16 protein-coding genes are annotated in these 19,757 nt (G+C 51.2%); 5 read left to right on the top strand and 11 right to left on the bottom strand.

All coding sequences use genetic code 11. The features are described 5' to 3' along the window. Nucleotides 1-37: 37 nt before the first annotated feature. Nucleotides 38-1,711, top strand: a complete 1,674-nt coding sequence (locus tag ACHZA1_RS08680; protein ID WP_320054846.1) for a S41 family peptidase — start codon at nt 38-40, stop codon at nt 1,709-1,711. A 269-nt stretch (nt 1,712-1,980) separates the two neighbouring features. Here ACHZA1_RS08680 and ACHZA1_RS08675 read toward each other — a convergent pair whose 3' ends face one another. From ACHZA1_RS08675 to ACHZA1_RS08655, 5 genes are all read right to left on the bottom strand, one after another. Then, nucleotides 1,981-2,334 carry a helix-turn-helix transcriptional regulator gene (locus ACHZA1_RS08675; RefSeq protein WP_320054845.1) on the bottom strand — a complete coding sequence of 118 codons (354 nt, stop codon included), beginning with the start codon at nt 2,332-2,334 and terminating at the stop codon, nt 1,981-1,983. A 493-nt stretch (nt 2,335-2,827) separates the two neighbouring features. After that, the gene (locus tag ACHZA1_RS08670; RefSeq protein WP_320054844.1) at nt 2,828-3,952 is read right to left on the bottom strand and encodes a thioredoxin fold domain-containing protein; all 1,125 of its coding nucleotides are present in this window, start codon (nt 3,950-3,952) and stop codon (nt 2,828-2,830) included. Nucleotides 3,953-4,039: 87 nt separating this feature from the next. Continuing rightward, nucleotides 4,040-4,651 (bottom strand): deoxynucleoside kinase, encoded by a 612-nt coding sequence (locus ACHZA1_RS08665; RefSeq protein WP_320054843.1) that lies wholly within the window; start codon nt 4,649-4,651, stop codon nt 4,040-4,042. 69 nt (nt 4,652-4,720) lie between these two features. Continuing rightward, entirely contained in the window at nt 4,721-6,241 is a 1,521-nt protein-coding gene (locus ACHZA1_RS08660; protein WP_320054842.1) for a GH3 auxin-responsive promoter family protein, read from the bottom strand. Nucleotides 6,242-6,328: 87 nt separating this feature from the next. Beyond that, nucleotides 6,329-6,967, bottom strand: a complete 639-nt coding sequence (locus tag ACHZA1_RS08655) for a histidine phosphatase family protein (protein WP_320054841.1) — start codon at nt 6,965-6,967, stop codon at nt 6,329-6,331. A 213-nt stretch (nt 6,968-7,180) separates the two neighbouring features. On the opposite strand from ACHZA1_RS08655, the gene ACHZA1_RS08650 reads away from it, so the two are divergent. Continuing rightward, nucleotides 7,181-7,495, top strand: a complete 315-nt coding sequence (locus ACHZA1_RS08650) for a rhodanese-like domain-containing protein (RefSeq protein ID WP_320054840.1) — start codon at nt 7,181-7,183, stop codon at nt 7,493-7,495. A gap of 111 nt (nt 7,496-7,606) precedes the next feature. Here the strand turns inward: ACHZA1_RS08650 and pflA are convergent, their stop codons facing one another. From pflA to ACHZA1_RS08630, 4 genes are all read right to left on the bottom strand, one after another. Then, nucleotides 7,607-8,332: a pyruvate formate-lyase-activating protein gene (gene pflA, locus ACHZA1_RS08645; protein WP_320054839.1), complete on the bottom strand. Its 726-nt coding sequence runs from the start codon at nt 8,330-8,332 to the stop codon at nt 7,607-7,609. A gap of 81 nt (nt 8,333-8,413) precedes the next feature. Continuing rightward, a complete protein-coding gene (pflB, locus tag ACHZA1_RS08640) occupies nt 8,414-10,642 on the bottom strand; it encodes a formate C-acetyltransferase (protein ID WP_320054838.1) in 2,229 nt (742 codons plus the stop codon). A gap of 354 nt (nt 10,643-10,996) precedes the next feature. Beyond that, nucleotides 10,997-11,332: a hypothetical protein gene (locus ACHZA1_RS08635; protein WP_320054837.1), complete on the bottom strand. Its 336-nt coding sequence runs from the start codon at nt 11,330-11,332 to the stop codon at nt 10,997-10,999. A gap of 288 nt (nt 11,333-11,620) precedes the next feature. Then, the gene (locus ACHZA1_RS08630; protein WP_320054836.1) at nt 11,621-13,486 is read right to left on the bottom strand and encodes a M1 family metallopeptidase; all 1,866 of its coding nucleotides are present in this window, start codon (nt 13,484-13,486) and stop codon (nt 11,621-11,623) included. 494 nt (nt 13,487-13,980) lie between these two features. On the opposite strand from ACHZA1_RS08630, the gene ACHZA1_RS08625 reads away from it, so the two are divergent. Genes ACHZA1_RS08625 through ACHZA1_RS08615 form a run of 3 tightly spaced genes read left to right on the top strand, consistent with a single transcriptional unit; the run spans nt 13,981 to nt 15,828 of the window. Then, nucleotides 13,981-14,508, top strand: a complete 528-nt coding sequence (locus tag ACHZA1_RS08625; RefSeq protein WP_320054835.1) for a sigma-70 family RNA polymerase sigma factor — start codon at nt 13,981-13,983, stop codon at nt 14,506-14,508. Next, complete coding sequence (locus tag ACHZA1_RS08620) at nt 14,471-15,103, top strand: hypothetical protein (protein WP_320054834.1); 633 nt, start codon at nt 14,471-14,473, stop codon at nt 15,101-15,103. The genes ACHZA1_RS08625 and ACHZA1_RS08620 overlap by 38 nt, the downstream gene beginning before the upstream one ends. A 17-nt stretch (nt 15,104-15,120) precedes the next feature. Then, on the top strand, nt 15,121-15,828 hold the full coding sequence (locus ACHZA1_RS08615) for a DUF4252 domain-containing protein (RefSeq protein ID WP_320054833.1): 708 nt from the start codon (nt 15,121-15,123) through the stop codon (nt 15,826-15,828). 168 nt (nt 15,829-15,996) lie between these two features. Here ACHZA1_RS08615 and ACHZA1_RS08610 read toward each other — a convergent pair whose 3' ends face one another. Both ACHZA1_RS08610 and polA read right to left on the bottom strand, forming a co-directional pair. Then, entirely contained in the window at nt 15,997-16,443 is a 447-nt protein-coding gene (locus tag ACHZA1_RS08610) for an RICIN domain-containing protein (RefSeq protein WP_320054832.1), read from the bottom strand. 333 nt (nt 16,444-16,776) lie between these two features. Continuing rightward, a complete protein-coding gene (gene polA / locus ACHZA1_RS08605) occupies nt 16,777-19,566 on the bottom strand; it encodes a DNA polymerase I (RefSeq protein ID WP_320054831.1) in 2,790 nt (929 codons plus the stop codon). Nucleotides 19,567-19,757 lie beyond the last annotated feature (191 nt).

Below are 19,757 nucleotides of genomic sequence, written 5' to 3'. Positions count from 1 at the left end.
ATATCTTTTGTCGACTATGAATAGGATAAAATCTTTGATGAAGAACGCAAAACGGTATGCTGTCATCACCATTTCGAGCGTGGCCTTGTTTGCCATGTTCTCGTTTACCGCTCCTGACAAGACTAGCCCAAACTACAACTTTGCAAAGAGCTTGGACATCTTCTTTAACGTGCTTCGGGAGATCAATATCTTCTATGTTGATTCGGTAAAGTCGGAAGATTTGGTTAAAACGGGCATAAACGAGATGCTCTCTACGCTCGATCCCTACACGACCTACATCCCCAACGAGGATATGGCCGACTTCGAGTTTATGACCACTGGCCAGTACGGTGGGATGGGGGCGCTTATCCGCAAAACTGGCGACTATATCGAAATATCGGAACCCTACGAGTCGTTTCCTGCTGCAAAGGCGGGGCTTGTTCCTGGTGACTTGCTGATAGGCATCGACGGGAAGACGATGAAGGGGGTAGATGTTACGAAGGTGAGCGCCATGCTTAAGGGAAAGCCTGGTTCGAAGATGAACCTTAGGGTGGTGAAGCTGCGCAGCAAGGATACCGCTAACGTCGAGATCACCCGTCAGGTGATTAGGATCCCTGCGGTTCCATTTTACGGAATTGTGAAGGATAAGGTGGGGTACATTCGCTTTACCAACTTTACCACCGACTGCAGCAAGGAGGTTAAGGAGGCGCTGATCAGCCTAAAGAAGCAGGGGGCTACCTCCATCGTTCTCGATCTTAGGGGAAATCCTGGCGGATTGCTCAACGAGGCCGTGAAGGTGGTTAACCTTTTTGTTCCACGTGGACAGCTGGTGGTGAGCACCAAGGGTAAGATCAAGGAATTTGATGCAACTTATAAGACTGAAGCCGAGCCGGTAGATACAAGTATTCCGCTGGTGGTGCTGGTTAACAGCGGATCGGCTTCGGCCTCCGAAATTGTTTCGGGATCGCTGCAGGATTTGGACCGCGCCGTTGTTGTTGGCAACCGTACCTTCGGAAAGGGTCTTGTGCAGACCACCCGCCCCGTTGGGTACAACTCGCAGGTGAAGATAACCACCGCCAAGTACTACATTCCTTCGGGCCGATGCATTCAGGCACTCGACTATAGCCACCGTAACGCCGATGGTAGCGTTGGAACTGTGCCCGATTCGCTGATTACCGCCTTCAAAACTAAAAACGGGAGAACCGTTTACGATGGTGGGGGTGTTATGCCCGACGTAAAGGTGGATTTCGAGCAGATGAGCAAGATTGGGATTAGCCTAGTTGGCCGTGGGCTTATTGGAGACTACATCAACGAGTACTACGTTAAGCATACCGATGTTCCGAATATCCTCGGCTTTAAGCTGACCGACGCCGACTACGATGATTTCGTCCGCTTCCTCGAAAATAAGGAGTACGACTACACCACGCAGACCGATGTGCTGCTGAAGCAGCTAGAGGATGCTGCCAAAAAGGATAAGTACTACGCCCATGCCCAAGGCGAGATTGAGCAGCTGAAGAAGCAGCTCTCGCATGATAAGAAAAAGGACCTTGTGCTCTTTAAGGATGAGATCAAGTCGTACCTCGAGGACGAGTTTATTGGGAGGTACCACTACCAAAGGGGAAAGATTGAGCGCTCGCTGATTAACGACCCTCAGGCGCAGCAGGCCTTTAAGCTGGCCGGAGACGAAAAGAAGGCGAAAGAGCTGCTCACCCAAACGCAGACCAAGAAGTAAGCTAAGAATATCAAAGCCCGTTGAGCATTGCTCAACGGGCTTTTTTTATGGGGTGTTGTTTTCTGCGGTTGCCTATGCCACTTGGCTAAGCTTTTCATCCTAGCTATCCGCTTTTGTACCTGATTAGCTCCAGCATATAAAGTCCGAGTTCAGCTAATTCTATAAAACTCTTCGGTCAATTCAGCATATAGCATGATGGGCAAGGGGTGACACCTTGCGGTTAAGCAAATTCTTAATCTAGGAGCGTGTAACCTTATGCAGTGCAGGTACTACTTTTCGTTGCATAGGTTGCTGAGCAGCTCGGATGCCTCCTCTACCTTGTCGGTTGGTATGCTTTGGATCAGCGCCTTTAGCTTGGCCTCGCTGGCTTGGTTCCGGCGAAGCTTATCTAGCGGATGGTCGGACTCGGGCGTGCGCTTCTTGTCTGGAATCCATTCCATTAGGTCGTTGGGGGTACAATGTAGCAGCTTGCATAGCCTTTCGAGCTCCTTAAAGCTTACCATTTTGGGGTTGCTGAGCATTCGATGGCACTTGTAGTACGGAAATCCCTTGCTTTGGAGGAAAGCAACGGGCTTACTATGGCCTCGGAGCAGGATGATGCGCTCCAGATTGTAGCAAATCATCGGTTTTGGTTTTGTTATATAGGCAATTATAGGAAAATTTGTTCTTTTTTTCGATGTTTTAGATAAATTTTGTGCTCCGATGGGCGTTTTTTCCCCGCAGCCTCCCGATTTGCTCGAAGAAGTTGGCACATGGTGTACGTGTTCTGACGAATTGTGTGGCAAACCTTGCAAATTCTGTTAGAGATGTGTGAGATACCATGCGATATGTGGCGTATTGCGTATGTAATATGACAAAATATGCAAGAAATGTGGCAGGTTGTGTAGCCTTTGTTAGCATCAACGGGCTCTGTAGGGGGTAAATGTCGCTAGTAGGGATGGGTATTTCGGCGAAATTGTACGTTTGGCCACAAAAAATGCCGGACTGGATAAGGAATCCAATCCGGCATGCTATTTTATCTTCAAATCGTCCTCGGTGGGTTCGTATACCAGTGGCGAGGTTGAAACAAAAAATACCGCAGGTTTTGGTCCCTTTTACGGGCGCTGCGGTGCGGGCTTACTTTTTGGCCTCTTCGGTGGTGCCGTTGAGCTTATTCTTCAACTTCTCGAAGTAGGGCTTTGTCCATTCCTCCTTTATTGAGGCTATTCTAGTATCTATGTAGGCGTTGATGGTGGCAATGGCGCTCTTGTTTTTACTATCGGCAACCAGTGGTATTATTTGGAAGAGGATAACGTGACATTCTTCGTCGGTAAGCTCAACTTTTTTCATCGAACCATCGACAATAGCGGCAATGGTGCCGCTATTCTTGGCAAACTTGGCATCGGCTAGGTCGAGGATCAGGAAGTACTTCTGGATGTTGGAGGGTTTGCTGGCGTTTACCAGGTTGCGGAACTTCTGTGACTCCTCCTTGCTGTACACCGCACCCTTGCGGTTGATCAGGAACGACATGGCCTTGTCGGTAAAGACGCTGGTGATCTTGGCATCGACAGCTGAGTCGCCAACGGCATCGGTAAACTTGATGCGGTTGGTGAGAATGAAGAGAAATTCCTTGCTCGACGCGTTGTTGATGAAGTCGTTGTAGATGTTCCAGCTATCTTTGGTGATCCTATCCTTCTCTTTAAGCGAGCGTAGGTAGGCGGTGGCAACCACTTTGGCGGTATCCTCCATATAGGCCTCCTTTAGCGTGTTCAAGTAGCCCTTTACGAAGGCGGGGGTACGATCTCCTGCCCTGTAGGTGGCCTGTTGGGCGGCCAGCGAGGTGGCTGGGTTAAGCCCGGCCTTCACCTTTTCGAGGAACTCATCGGCTTCGCTGCTGCCCACTATCCTGTGGACGAGGTTGCCTGCGGTATCCAGGATCAGGAAGGTGGGATAGACATTTACGCCGTACTTTTTGGCGAGGGTAACCCCTTCGCCCTTCTCCATGTCGAACTTAACGCTGACGAAGTTGGCATTCATAAAGTCGGCCACCTTATCCTGCGTAAATACTTTCTTGGCCATGTACTTGCAGGGGCCGCACCAGCTGGTAAATCCATCCATAAAGATGGGCTTGTTGGCGGCTTTCGCCTTGGCGAGGCTGATGGCAAAGGTGGTATCCTCGAATTGTACGCTGCGGTTTTGCGCTTGCAGGCTTCCGGCAAAGAGCGCTGGGAGCAGGAGTAGGGCTGCTGCTAGTTTTTTCATTGATTTTCTGTTTATAATGGTAATTTGTTTGGATTTGCTCTTTAGCTTGATGCTGCTTTGGGAACCTGCGCCAGCTGATGGGTACCGCTAGAGGCCCAGCTTCTGCTTTACCAGCTCGACGACCTTGGCTAGGCTGTTCTTCGACTCGATAAAGTTCAGCTGGTCGATGTCTAGCACCAGCAGCTTGCCCAGCGTGTAGCTGCTTATCCAGGTTTCGTAGTGCTCGTTTAGGTTGCTCAGGTATTCGGCGCTGATTTCCTTCTCGTACTCGCGTCCGCGGCTGGTAATCTGGCGGATTAGCGTCTTCACCGAGGCCCGGATGTAGATCAGCAGGTCGGGCGACTGCACCAGCGAGGTGGAAATGTCGAAAAGATCAACATATGTCCTGTAATCCCTCTCGTACATCAGCCCCATTTGGTAGAGGTTGGGGGCAAAGATATGGGCATCCTCGTAGATGGTTCTATCCTGAATAACATTCTCCTCACCTTTCCTCAGCTCGACGGTCTGTTTAAGGCGCGAGTGTAGAAAGTAGATCTGAAGATTGAACGACCAGCGAAGCATATCGCGATAAAAGTCGTTGATGTAGGGGTTTTCGTCAAGCCCCTCGAACTGTGCCTTCCATCCAAGGCTTTCGGCAAGCATCTTGGTAAGGGTTGTCTTACCGCTGCCGATGTTTCCTGCAACTGCAATCTGTAACATCTTTCGAAATCATAAGAATTTATAAACTATAAGAATGCTTAAACATAAAAATGTGACGAAAGTGGTGCTTTAGCGCATGGTTATGTTTATAGCTAAGAGTGCGTTGATGTAGTCGCGGCTGTTGTACAAGCGTGGAACCTTATGCTGGCCGCCCAGCTTGCCATTTTGCTTGAGCCATTGGTAAAAAATACCCTTTTTTACGGAATGAACGATAGGAAGTTGCAGGGTAATGCTCTTAAACCGCTTGGCCTCGTAGTCGGAGTTGAGCCGGATGAGGGCTTGGTCGAGCGCATCGGTGAACTCGGCAAGGCTTTCGGGCTCCTTTTCGAACTCGAAGAGCCACTCGTGCCCACCCTTTGCGTTGGCATCCATGTAAACGGGGCCTGCGGTGTACTCGCTGACGATGGCGCCCGTCTTTTCGCAGGCAAACTTGATGGCCTGCTCGGCGTTGTCGACAATTAGCTCCTCGCCGAAGGTGTTTATGTAGTGCTTGGTGCGTCCGGTGATGCGAATCTTATGAGGATAGAGGCTGGTGAACTCCACCGTGTCGCCAATAATGTAGCGCCAAAGCCCGCCGTTGGTGGTTATTACGATGGCGTAGTTAACCCCCGTCTTCACATCGGCCACCGTAAGGGGCGTAATGCCCTTTTCGAAGAAGCGATCCATGGGGATGAACTCGTAGAAGATGCCGTAGTCGAGCATCAGCAGCATATCGTTGCTATTGGGGTCGTCCTGAAGGGCAAAAAATCCCTCGGAGGCGTTGTAGGTCTCCATGTAGTTCATGGAGTCGGAGGGTAGCAGCCTTCGGTACTGCTCGCGGTAGGGCGTAAAGCTAACTCCACCGTGGATGAAGAGCTCCATGTTGGGCCACACCTCCAGCAGGTTGCTCTTTCCGGTCTGCTCCAGGATGAACTTCATGAGCACCATGTTCCACGACGGTACCCCGGCGAAGTAGGTAACGTTTTCGGGGATGGCCTCTTCGGCAATGCGGCGCATCTTCTCCTCGAAATCGGGGATGAGGGCCACCTTTTGGCTGGGCGTACGGAAAAGATCAGCCCAGAATGGAATATTTTCGATGAGGATGGCCGATAGGTCGCCGGTGAAGGCCCTTTCGTTGAGCTTGTCGATCTGATGGCTGCCACCAAGGGTCAATCCCTTGCCTGTGAATATCTGCGTGCCGGGATGGTTGTAGTTGTAGACGGTGAGCGTATCCTTTCCACCCTGAAAGTGGATGTTGTTCAGCGACTCTTCGCTAACCGGAATAAACTTGCTCTTATCGTCGGTGGTCCCCGACGACTTTGCAAACCAGCAGATCTCCGATGGCCAGAGCAAGTTCTGCTCTCCCTGGCGAATTCTCTCGATAAACGGCTTCGCCTGGTTATAATCCTGAACGGGCGACCGCTGCTGAAACATTTCGATGCTCCTTATCGGGGCAAAATCGTGCATTTTTCCCCACTCGGTGCCTTTTGCCGCGTCAACTAGGCCCCTTATAACGGCCTCCTGCGCTTCAAACGGCTTCTTTCTGAACTCATCGATGCTTTTAAGGCGCTTTGTGCTAAGAAAATTTACTATGGAGTTAATTATTGGCATATAACGGTGGTTCTATTTAGCACCCAAAGATATATATTTGCTTTTTTTAAGCAAATAAATGGTAAAATTTGAGGTAGAATACCCTACTTACACGCAAACCTTAAGGGCTTGCAGGTGCTCGGTGCTGGCAATGCAAACCGGGTTGAAGGTTTCTGTGCCGTAGTCGTAGTCGAAAATGGAGGTGGAGAGGTTGGGATGGAAAAAGTTTTCCATTTGCGAGATGGGCTGGCCCATAAGGTGGCACATCAGTATCCTAAGCGCCCTACCATGCATGCAAACCACCACGTTGCTCTCACTTTTTTCGGCTAGGACAACCTCCAGCGCCTTCTTCATGCGGGCTTGCACCTCGTTGGGGCTTTCTCCTCCGTCAACCTTTGCATCCCCGTTGTTCTTTCTCCACTGTACGAAGAGGTTTTCGAGGACAAAGGCTCCGTTGGCATCGAACATCGCCTTGCCTTCCATGGTGCCGAAGTCCATCTCGTCGAATCCCGAAAGAATTTCGTGGGGGATGCCGCTCTTTATCAGCGGTGCCATGGATTGGTGCGTGCGCTGCAGCGACGAGGTGTATACTTTGTCGAACGGAACAAGCTTATAGTGCTGGTAGAATGCCTCGGCCTGCTGTTGGCCAAGGGCATTGAGCGGTGCGTTAACGCCCCTGCCCTGAATAAGGTTCTTGTTGTTGCAGTCGGTTTCGCCGTGGCGAACAAAGTAGATGCGCTTTTTCATTCTATTCCTAATTTGCAGCTCAAATATAGAATTTTGAAAACCGATACTGTCGGATGCTCGATAAATTAACAGGCGATGATTGATGTTGGGCGTGCCCCTGCTCTTGTTCGTTCTCTTTTCTGCGCCAAAGCTGGTAATTGTGATATTTGTCACCGTACAAATGGCGCGAAAACTTTTAATTTGCAGGACAATTGAGTATAAATATTTACGGATATGGGGTTTTTCAGCAATCTTTTTGGTACAGCACCCAAGGTAGACTTTAAGGAGCTTGTTGCACGTGGAGCAATAATTATTGATGTACGAACTCCTCAGGAGTTTTCTACAGGTAACATAAAGGGATCGGTTAATATTCCCGTTAGCGCTTTGCCCCATCGGGTGGGAAGCCTTAGTAAGCAAAAGCCGATTATTGTATACTGCGCGTCGGGCTCGCGGAGCGCCTCGGCTAAGGGGTTTTTAGATCAGCAGGGATTCGCCGAAGTGTACAATGGTGGCAGCTATCGTGCCCTTTACAGGCATTTAAATGAATAGCGACTTTAAAAAAATCATATCGCTTTGGCGAAAAGCAAAGAAGGGGCTACATGGCCCCTTTTGCTTAATGTATGCGTTGATGTATTCCAGATCTTCGAGGGTAAACCTGCATCAGTTTACCACCACCAGCTTAAAGTAAGGCTCCAAAATACTCTTAGCACGATTCAGCTGCTCAGGAGTATTCTCAGGAACACCTTCTAGCTGATACTTCATGTTCAGATGCTCGTACTTATGCTTGCCTAGGGTGTGGTAGGGTAGTATTTCGAGGCGTTCCACGTTCTTGAAGTCCTTAAAGTGTTCTCCAAGCGCCTTCATATGCTCTTCCTGATCGCTATATCCAGGAACAAGCACGTAGCGAATCCACATTTTAATGCCATTATCCTCCAGATAGTTGGCCATCTTTAGGGTTCTGTCGTTTTCGTGGCTGGTTATTTTGCGATGCCAATCGGAATTAAAGTGCTTAACGTCGAGCAGGACAAGATCAACATACCTAAGCAGATCCACAACGTCGTTGTTAAATATGCTGCCGTTGCTATCCATGCAGATGTTGATGTTTTCCTCCTTTAATCTTTTAAACAGCGGAATAAGCGCCTTGGCTTGAAGTGTAGGTTCGCCGCCTGATACGGTAACACCACCTTTTTTGCCAAAAAAGGACTTCTGGCTAACGGCCATTCTAACAATTTCCTCAATATCGGTAGGTGTTCCGCCTTTTGGGGTAATGGTATCGGGGTTGGCGCAGTATAGGCACTTGAAGTTGCACCCTTGAAGGAAAACAACCAGCCTTAATCCCGGGCCATCAAAGGTTCCCATCGACTCGTATGAATGTACGTTTAGCATTATTGGGTGTAGCGGGTTATGTAAAGGTATCCCAAACAGGAGCAAAAACCTGTCTGGGATGAGATATGGTAGTCTTGTTAATTACATCTTTTCGAAGAAGCTGCGCGATATTACCTCTAGCTGTTGCTCACGTGTAAGGCGAACGAAGTTTACGGCATATCCCGAGACGCGGATGGTAAGCTGAGGGTACTTTTCTGGGTTCTCCATAGCATCCTGAAGCATTTCGCGGTTCAAAACGTTCACGTTAAGGTGATGGGCACCCTTCGAGAAGTAGCCGTCCATCATCGAAACAAGGTTGTCGAGTCTATCTTCGAGCGTTACCCCCAACGATTTAGGAATAATGGAGAAGGTGTTCGAAATACCATCCTTAGAGCTGTCGTAGTCGAGCTTTGATACAGAGCTGAGCGATGCAATTGCTCCCTTCGTGTCGCGTCCGTGCATTGGATTGGCCCCTGGGGCAAAAGCAACGCCTTTAGCGCGGCCATCGGGCGTAGCTCCCGTCTTCTTTCCGTACATTACATTTGAAGTAATGGTTAAGATAGAGAGAGTAGGCTCTGCGTTCTTGTACGTTGGCTGCTGTTTCAGAAGCGAGTTGAAGTATGTTGGGATCTCAACGGCAAATTGGTCAACGCGGTCGTCGTCGTTTCCGTAGTAGGGAAAGTCTCCGTCGATATCGAACTTAACCGCTAGGCCATTTTCATCGCGGACAGGGGTAACCTTGGCGTACTTGGTGGCAGATAGCGAGTCGGCAACAATCGACAGACCGGCAGCGCCGTAGGCAAGGTTAATTTTAGGATCGGTATCGATAAGCGCCATCTGCGCTTTTTCGTAGTAGTACTTGTCGTGCATGTAGTGGATGATGTTCATCGAGTCGTTGTAGACGCGGGCCACCTCCTTAAGCACGATTTTGTAGTTGGCCATTACCTCGTCGAAGTCAAGTACCTCACTTTTTAGGGCAGGAATCCCCTTAACCACCTGCTTGCCGGTAATCTCGCAGTGGCCCTCGTTGATTGCTAGAAGCAGAGCCTTGGCAAGGTTGGTTCGAGCGCCGAAGAATTGGATTTGCTTTCCGATTTCCTGGTACGATACGCAGCAGGCAATACCGTAGTCCTCCGAGTCGCGGGTTTCGCACATCAAGTCGTCGTTTTCGTACTGAATGGACGAGGTGTCGATGGAAACCTTTGCGCAGAAGTGCTTGAAGTTCTCGGGAAGCGAAGGCGACCAGAGCACCGTCATGTTAGGCTCTGGTGATGGCCCAAGGTTGTATAAGGTTTGAAGGAAGCGGAACGAGGTTTTGGTAACCTTGGTACGGCCGTCGGCAGTTCTGCCACCAATTGCCTCGGTTACCCATGTTGGGTCGCCGGCGAAGATCTCGTTGTAGGCATCCATACGCAGGTGGCGTACCATGCGCAGCTTGATTACGAACTGGTCGATGAGCTCCTGGGCAAACTCTTCGGTAATCTTTCCGCTCTTTAAGTCGTATTCGATGTAGATATCGAGGAAAGATGAAACGTTGCCAAGCGACATAGCGGCTCCATCCTGCTCCTTAACGGCCGAAAGGTAGGCCATGTACACCCACTGAACGGCTTCTTGGGCGCTACAGGCAGGACGAGATAAATCGAGACCGTAAATTGTGCCTAGCTCCTTAATCTGCTTAAGCGCTTTAATCTGCTCGCTTACCTCTTCGCGAAGGCGAATGCGGTGCTCGGTCATTGGGCCACCTAGGTTGGCGAGGTCGTGCTTCTTGGTCTCAATTATACGGTCGATACCGTAAAGCGCCAAGCGGCGGTAGTCGCCAATGATGCGGCCACGGGCGTAGTTATCGGGTAGCCCGGTAAGGAATCCTAACGAGCGGAAGAGACGAATTTCGTCGGTGTAGGCTTCGAAAACGCCATCGTTGTGGGTTTTTGCGTAGCTGGTAAAGATCTCCAATACATGGGGATCAACTTCAACGCCATGCTCGCTGCAGGCTTTCTGAACAACCTTTATTCCGCCGTATGGCTTCATTGCGCGCTTAAGCAGCTCGTCGGTTTGGAGGCCAACGATAAGCTCGCTCTCCTGGTGGATGTAGCCCGCCTTATGCGAGGTGATACTTGATACCACCTTGTTGTCGATTTTGCGAACGCCATTGTTTTCACTTTCCTCCTTAAGCGCCTGCTTGCAGATGTCCCAGATCTTTAGGGTTCGCTTGCTGGGGCCAGATAGGAAGGATGCATCTCCCTCATAAGGGGTAACGTTTTTGTTTACGAAATCCTTGACGTTGATTTCGGCTTGCCAAACCCCTTCGTTGAATTTGATGTTTTGATCCATTTCTATTGTAAAGATTGTTGTTTGCAAAATGGGCATAACTCTCCCGTTCTAACTCGTTGTTAGGCTCTATGTGGTTCGATTAAAAAATGTGGTACGGCTTCAGCCAACCGTGTGATATGCGCCTTCTACTGCTAGAAGATAATTCAACGGGATGCGGATTGAACTTAATAAGAAACATTCCGTGCGCAAAAGTAACTCCTTGTTTAGAATTATTCAAAAGAACGGGGAGGGGGGGAGTTATATAACGTTTGTAATTTGTTAATGAGCTTCAATCTGAGAGAAAGTGGCTTAACTAGCTTAAAAGAAGAAAGGCCATCCCTCTGGGGACAGCCTTTCCTGTATGGTGGTTGGTTCTTATCTTCCTACTGCTTTTTTTGTATGATTGGTTTCGTCCTCATCGTAGATCTCGTCATCGAACTCTTCGTCCTGTTCTTCGTCGTACTCTTCTTCCTCAAAGTCTTCGTCGTCGAGCTCTTCCTCGTCTTCTTCTCCGTCATCGTAGAAGTCGGCAATAGATTCGCGCTTGTACTTGTGAAGATCGTACTCCTCTTCGAAATCATCGACATCGTATAGCTCTTTCTTTTCGTTTTTTGGCTTTTTGTCGGGGACTAATTTTTTCCCTTTCTTAGCATCGCCAGAGTCGAAAATATCCTCTTTTGAGTTAGGTCGAAATTCTTTATTTGCTTTCATTTCGGAGCCAAATTAATAAAATTACCGGATGGTATTAGTTTTTGTTTTAGTTGTTAAACACTGTGGCAATAGCCTTTACTTACGGTGCAATTTTAAAACTTTTTTTGGACTTTAGTATATAGCCTGACAAACATTTTTTCTTTTCTTTCCTTATTTTTTTTCAAGGAGTTATGCTGTCTTTGGGCAACTTCACGAATTCTTAAAGAGGTCTTACTGCTTGTAAGACCTCTTGTGGAGCGGGCTGAGTTTGGTATTGGGCGTTACGAGAAGGCTTGGAAAAGCTTATTCCTATAAGGAAACGTTGTTCTTGGGGAAGGCGTCTGGAACGCTATCGTCGCCGAGGGTTACCTTCGCAACCTTCTTATCGAATGCCTGCTTTAATCTCCAGGTGCTGCTCTTCTCCCATACTTGGGCGGTTTGGGAGATGGTTTGGGTGGTTCCATCGGCGAAGGTGACGGTGAGCTTTATGGGGACGGGGAACAGCCCCTTTTTGTTAACCGCTAGGTTAACCCTATCGCCGCTGATGGTTACATCTTCGAGCGCCAGATCGGCGTAGCCGTACTCGTAGAACCAGGGGTTCCAGTACCACGAGTAGTCCTTTCCGGTTACCGAGTTGATGGTGTAGATGAGGTCGGTTGGCGTTGGGTGCTTGCTCTGCCAGCGGGTGACGTACTCCTTTATCACCTTTTCGAACGTGGCATCGCCCAGCATATCGTGCAGGAAGTAGAAGCCAACGGCGGCTCTTCCGTAGTTCTGCATAAAGCTGGTGGCCATGTTTAGGTTGGTGGATGGCACGGATAGCGGAACGTCGTTGGAGGTGCCCATTGCTCGTTTCGCCCACGCTGCGATGTAGTAGTGGGCATTCTTATTCCCGTACTCCTGCTCGATTACCTTAGGGATGAAGGTTACTAGCCCCTCGTCGATCCAGCCGTAGAGGGTTTCGTTGGTGCCCACCATAAAGGGGAAGTAGCTGTGGCTAACCTCGTGCGAGGTGACGAATGCCTTCTGTATCGGATCGCTTACTGGACCGTCGTTGCACATCATGGGGAACTCCATCCCGAAGTCGCCCTCGTAAACGGTCATGTGGGGGTAGGGGTAGGGCACGCCAATCAGGCTTTCGGAGAGGCGCTTGATGGAGTGCTGCGCTATCTGGGCAACGTTTTCGCCAGCCGATGAGCCAACCTTATACACGGCGTTCACCAGCACGCGGCGGTGGGTGGCGGGGTCGACCTCTAGGCTGGTGGCATCCCACACGTAGTGGTCGCTTACGCCAAAGGCAAAGTCGGTGACGTTGGAGGCCTTAAAGTGCCACACGTTTTCGCCATCAGCTTTAAGAATGCTCCTGCTGCTTACATCCTCGGCGGTAGCAATCCGCACCAGCTGATCGGACTGCTTGGCGCTGGCAATCCTTCCGAGGGTTTTCTCGGAGAGGATGTCGCCGGCGTTTTGCAGCTCGCCGGTTGCCCACGCAACCTGATGCTTTGGCAGGGTAATCTCCACATCGTAATTATTGTAGTCGTTGTAGAACTCCTGCAGGCCGGTGTAGCTGTCGGTGCTCCATCCGTTGATATCGTCGTAGACGGCCACCTGGGGGTAGAAGTAGGCCACGTAGTAGGAGGTGCTATCGTAGCGGCCCATGCGGAGCTGTGTCTTGTTGGGGAGGCTTACCCTCCAGGCGATATCCAGCGTAACCGGGGTTTTGGCCTTTACGCTTGGCTTTACGGGGATGATGGCGTTGGTGCCCGCGTACTTCAGCTTTTCGGGGGTAAATGGCACCCCATTTACGCGAATTTCCTTTAGCGCTACGCCGCTGTTCAGGTCGGCCGGATCAACCTCTTGCTGGCGCTCGGCCCCGGCCTTAAAGAGGTTGGGGTAGAGGCGAAGGATGATGCTTCGGAGCGAGTCGGGGCTGTTGTTCTCGTAGACGATGGTTTCGCGGCCCTCCAGCACGCCCGTCTTGGGGTCGAACGTGGCCTTAATGCTGTAGTCCGATCGGTTTTGGAAGTACTTTGGACCGGGCTTGCCGTCGGCGGTGCGCGTTCCGCGATCGATGGCCCGCTGCACGTTGAGCGGTACAAACAGCTTGGGCTGCTGCGCCATTAGCGGAAGGCTAAGTAGCAGGCAAAGCGTGGCGATGGTGGCTTTACGTTTCATAGATCAGCGTTGATGACGATAATTTTGCCTAAAGACGCACGTGGAACATCGATGTGACGGCGAGAGGAGCATCAAGTTGCGAAGAAATGGTTCCGAAAAGTCTATTGAACCCCAAACGTATTGTGTTTAGCTCCGCCACAGATTTTTGAACGAAAAACGCTCGATGATTAGTTCCGCCACAGATTTTTGAACAAAAAATGCTCGGTGATTAGCTCCGCCACGAATTTTTGAACGAAAAACGCTCGGTGATTAGCTCCGCCACGGATTTTTGGACAAAAAACGCTCGGTGATTGGCTCCGCCAGAGTCTGTAGGACCATCGAGCGTCGAAATGAGGTTATCCGCAAAAATTTGGAATCGTTAAAAGCGAATAAAACCTCAGATTGCGCGCTTTGGTGTTGCGTAAACGGCTAATTTCATCCGATCGGAAAAAAGTTACGCTGCTACTGTAATAGAACGTCCCCCAAATCGTCTTTAAGGAAACAAGCAACAAAAAATGCTCAACATCAATAGCACAACCATACGAAATCGGCTGCTTCGGGTTGCCCTCCGCCTGCTGGGGAGCAAGGACGATGCGGAGGATGTTGCGCAGGAGGTGCTGCTGAAGCTTTACCAGCGAAGCGATATCGGCGAGCTCAAGAGCGTGGAGGCCTACGCCGTGACGATGGCCCGAAACCTTTGCCTCGATATCAAGCGGAGGAGCAGCTGCCACCGAACCGTAGAGATCGAGCAGGCGGCCAACCGGCACGATGGGCAAACGCCCCATACGAGCCTCGAGCGGGCCGATAGCTACGGCTTCGTCCGCCAAACCATGGAGGAGCTGAAGGATACCTACAAGATGGTGATCCACCTGCGCGATATCGAGGAGCTGGAGTTCGACGAGATTGCCACCATTATGGACATGAGCGAGAATCAGGTGCGGGTGACGCTCTCGCGGGCAAGAAAAAAGCTGAGGGATGCCCTCGTAAACAGTAAAAATTTCGAAGATGGAACGATTGGAAGAGCTGCTGAACAGGTATTTTGAGGGTGAGACCTCGCTGGAGGAGGAGAGGGAGCTCCGAGAGCTCTTCCGCTCCACGCAAATAGTACCCTCGCAATGGGAGTGCTACCGCGACATCTTCGGCTACTTCGATAGCGAGCGGGCCATCGTAAGCGATAGGTCTACATCGCCCCTCCCAACAAGGCGTAGGGCTCGGAAGATTACCTGGCTGTCCACCGCCGCTGCCGCCGCTGCCTGCGTTGTGTTTGCCGCGCTCTACGAGGTAAAGGAGCCTATGGTAGCTACTCCGGCAAGGAGCCTAGCCCAGGAGGTAAAGGTCGTAAAGGTGGAGGAGGTAAACCGCATGGCCCCACAGCCCGCAAAGGCTGCTCCGGTTCGGAAGGTCAAGAGCCGGACTGCGAAAAAGGTTGCCCCAGTAAAGAAGATTGAGGAGTCCCAGCGTCGAATCGTTAAGCCTGCCCGAAAAAAGCACACCATCGATGCCCTCGAGGAGGTGAATGGCGTGGACAACAGCCTCAAGAAGTTCGAGGTGATCCGCGAGGTAAACCGCTCGCTCTCGCCGCTGTCGAGCCTGGCCTACCTGCAGGAGTACTGCCCCAAGGAGAAAAGTAACAATTAAAATAAAATTAGACTGCCATGAAAAAGTTTTCGATTATTACCGTACTAGCCATGGTTGGTACGATGGCCTTTACCAGCGTCGCATCGGCGCAGTGCAAGGTGGAAGATATATTCGCTAAGTATAAAGGCGATACCCGCTGCAACAGCGTAAACATGAGCAAGGAGATGCTCAGCGTTATCGTTAAGCAGCGTGGCGATGAAGAAGGATTCAATGATATTAAGAATCTCAGCAGCGTGAGAATTCTGACGGTAAAGGTTCCAAAGGATAATAAGATGTACGGTAACTCCTTTTCCTTTTCCTCTGGCGATGGTACTAATGTTTATATCGACGACGATGCCATTACCACAACATCTAAGGGAGACAGCAAGGATACCAAGGAGGCCATAGAGAAGAAAGTGAAAGAAAAGCAAGCTCAGAAAGAGGCCGACCGCAAGAAGAAGTTTGATGAGCTTATCGTCCTAAAGCAGCAGGTGAGCAAGGAAGTCGAAGGCTGCATCGAAGCCTCGAAGTACACCGAGCTGATGAGCATTAACGAAAATGGCAAGCAGGTAACCTACTATGCTAAGCAGGAGGCCGAAAAGATCAAGGAGTTTATTGTGGTAACCAACAGCAACAAGGAGTACAGCATCATCATCATCAAGGGTGACGATATCAAAATCCAATCGGTTAGCCGCCTGAGCGATATTATTCCTAGCGCCGATATCGATGTGGATTATCTAAACTAACCTCGAAAGGGTTAAATTGAAGTAAGTAAAAAGGTAGGGGCAGGTTTTAAACCTGCCCCTACTGTTTCAAAAATTCTGTACAAAATCCATTACCATTACGATTATCGCCGTAAAGAATAGCAATACTATAAGCAATATTTTAATCGTTTTGCGGTTCATCTAGGTTGATTAGCGCGAAGCATTTACCTCCGGTCGTTGTATTTCACAGGGATTTGCCATAATCAATTCGGCAATGCTTTCCAGCTTCCACTGCTGGCATTGCGCCCCATTCCAGTATATGTTGTGTACCCTACCGCTAAAGCAGGCATCTAGCACTCTCCCGGTTGCCTTGTGCACCAGGCAGCAGTAGCCATCGCCAACGTTATCAATCGACCATTTTTGGTTGTCGCCTCCATTCCATTGGCGGGTGAAAACGTCGCCTCGCGCGTTTCCTTCAAGAACCTGCTTGGTGAAATCTTGGATGATTCGATAGTAACCATCTTCCACCTTTTCGAATAGCCAGCGCTGGCTGTTTCTGCTGCCTAACTCGTTTGTGCACACAAGTTCATCTTCACAGTCCAAGACGCTACCAATGCTTCGGTTCGTGATCTTGAAATAGGTCTCTTGGATAATCATTTCTTTTAGTTTTTAATTTTGATTAGAGATTGCTTATACTCCATTCTCGTTTCCTCAAAAAAGTACGGAGGCAAATTACGGAGGCTCTGGTTGGTTGTCAATGATTCAGGGATGGGCCCGAGGCATAAACAGCACAAAATGGAGCTAAGGACTATGGCGCAGAATGGAAGGTTACAGGAAGAATACGAAGGTTTCATAAACCTTCGTAGAGACGGGTTTCAAAAACCTGTTAGGGTTGGTGGGATTGGTTGATATAAAAAAAACGAGAGGCAGGTATTAAACCTGCCTCTACCGCATTTCTAACGTCTAATATCTAAATTCTAATATCTCAAATTAATGTGCAATCAGCCAATTCTCGCCCACGCCCGCCTCGGCGGTGAGCGGAACGGCCAGCTGGGCGGCGCTCTCCATCTTTTCGACCACCAGCTGCTTCACCTCGTCGAGCTCGGGCTTGTACACGTCGAACACCAATTCGTCATGCACCTGCAGCGTCATCTTGGTGCGGAGGTTGCGGCGCTTTAGCTCTTTATGGATGGCAATCATGGCAATTTTGATGATGTCGGCGGCGGATCCCTGCAGCGGTGCGTTGATGGCGTTGCGTTCGTCGAGGCTGCGGCTCATGGCGTTGCCCGCGTTGATGTTGCGCAGGTAGCGCTTGCGCCCGAAGAGGGTGGTTACGTAGCCGTCGGCACGGCCCTGCTCTATCACGCGATCCATGTAGGCCTTTACGCCGGGGTACGACTCGAAGTAGCCATCGATAAGCTCCTTGGCCTCGCCCCTTGGTATGTTCAGCCGTTGCGAAAGGCCAAAGGCCGATATCCCGTAGATAATACCGAAGTTGGCCGTCTTGGCCCTGCCGCGCTGTTCGCGGGTCACCTCCGATGGTTCCACGTGGTACACTTTGGCGGCGGTTGCCGTGTGGATGTCGGCGTTGTGGATAAAGGCCTCCACCATCGACGGGTCATTGCTAAAGTGGGCCATCAGGCGTAGCTCAATCTGCGAGTAGTCGGCCGAGAGCACCAGATGGTCATCACCACCAGCGATAAAGGCGCGGCGAATCTCCTTGCCGCGCTCGTCGCGGATGGGTATATTCTGTAGGTTGGGGTTGTTGGAGCTTAGTCGGCCTGTTGCCGTTACCGTTTGGTTGTACGAGGTGTGGATGCGGCCATCCTTCTTGCTGATAAGGGCAGGCAGCGCCTCCACGTAGGTGGAGAGGAGCTTCTTTATGCCGCGGAACTCCAGAATCTTATCCACGATAGGGTGCTTGTCGCGCAGCTGCTGGAGCGTCTCCTCGCTGGTGGAGTACTGCTTGGTTTTGGTCTTCTTAATGGTATCGCTAATCTTCAGCTTTTCGAAGAGGATTATCCCCAGCTGTTTTGGCGAGCTGATGTTGAGCGTTGGATCGCCCGCCATCGCCTTAATCGCCTCGTCTAGCACCAGCAGATCCTTTAACAGCACGCCGGCGTACTCCTTTAGCGCAACATCATCAATCTTAACGCCCGTAAACTCCATATCGGCCAGCACGGGCATCAGCGGCATCTCTATGGTTTCGAAGAGCTCCACTAGACCCTGCTCCTTTAGGATAGGCTCGAGCTTGTTGCGCAGCTGCAGCGTTACGTCGGCATCCTCGGCGGCGTACTCGGCAATCTTCTCGAGCTCCACGCGGTCCATGGTGCCCTGGTGGATGCCTCTTTTGCCGATGAGCTCCTCGATCTCTACGGGCGAGTAGTGGAGGTAGGTCTCGGCGAGGTAGGTCATGTTGTGGCGCAGCTCGGGCTCTATCAGGTAGTGGGCAATCATCGTATCGAATAGCTTGCCGCGGAGCTCGATGCCGTTGGCCTTAAGCACCTGCAGGTCGAACTTGATGTTCTGCCCCGTTTTGCCGATGGTCTCATCCTCGAAAAGGGGGCGAAAAATCGCCATAATTTCGGCCTGACGGCCGGAGGTAACGGGCACGTACCACGCCTCGTGCTCGCGAATGGCAAACGACATGCCCACCACGCGATCCTCGAAGGGGTTCAGCCCGGTGGTTTCGGTGTCGAAGGTAAACTCGCCGTTGCCTCGTAGGGTGGCTACCAGCTCCTCCAGCTGCTCGTTGGTCTCGGCGATGTGGTAGGTGTGGGCGATATCCTCGATGGTGTTGTACGCCTTAACAGCGCCGGTCGCCGCCATGGGCGTATCGCCGAAGAGCGACATCTGCGCCGACTGCGGTGCGGCCTTTTCGGGCGCTGCGGTTGGTGCTGCAGCGGTGGGCGTCATCCCCATCTCCTTGAGGATGGAGGTAAACTCCAGCTCGGTTAGCAGCTCGGATAGGCGCTCGTGGTCGGGCTCCTCCATCACCAGCTTCTCCTCGTCGAAATCGACGGGCACGTCGAGCACGATGGTGGCCAGCCGCTTCGAGAGCATCATCTGCTCCTGGTAGCTGACGATGTTCTCCTTCTGCTTCCCCTTCAGCTTATCGGCGTTGGCCAGCAGGTTCTCCACGCTGCCCCACTCGCCGACGAGCTTGCAGGCGGTCTTCTCGCCCACGCCCGGCACGCCGGGGATGTTGTCGCTGGCATCGCCCCAGAGCGCGAGGATGTCGATCAGCTGCCGTGGCTCGGCAATGCCGTAGTGCTCGCAGATCTCCTTCGGCCCCAGAATCTCGATATCGTTATCGCCCTTTTTGGGCTTGTACATGCGGATGTGGTCGGTAACCAGCTGCCCGTAGTCCTTGTCGGGCGTCACCATGAAGGTGGTGTAGCCGTGGCCTTGGGCGCGGTGCGCAATGGTGCCGATGATGTCGTCGGCCTCGTACCCCTCTACCTCTAGGATCGGGATGTTCATCGCCCTAAGGATATCCTTGATGATGGGCGTCGCCTTGCGGATGTCGTCGGGCGTCTCGTCGCGGTGGGCCTTGTACTCGGGGTAGAGCTCGGTGCGGAAGGTAACCCTCCCTAGGTCGAACGCCACCGCTAGGTGCGTCGGCTTTTCCTTCTTGATGATCTCGAGCAGCGCACGGGTAAAACCGAAGATGGGCGAGGTGTTGAGCCCGGCGGCGTTGAGCATCGGGCGGTTGAAGAAGGCGTAGTGCGCCCTGTAGATGAGCGCGTAGGCATCCAGCAGGTAGAGGCGTTTATCCATGTTGCGTAGTATTTGCTTCCGGTTGATTTTGATACGGCAAGATAGCAAAAGAATGGGGGAGATTCTAACCGATGGTTTTACCACCCAAAGCGCTTCAAGAACTTCTTCTAGAAGAACACCTCCACCCTATAGCACAAAAAAGCCCGGGTTGCTCCAGGCTTTTTTATTCTCGTTTTATGGCGGTTGCAAAA

The sequence above is a fragment of the uncultured Acetobacteroides sp. genome (assembly GCF_963667355.2).
Classification (GTDB): domain Bacteria; phylum Bacteroidota; class Bacteroidia; order Bacteroidales; family ZOR0009; genus Acetobacteroides.
The sequence above is the reverse complement of the archived record's forward strand: the minus strand, read 5'-3'. Positions and strand labels throughout refer to the sequence as shown.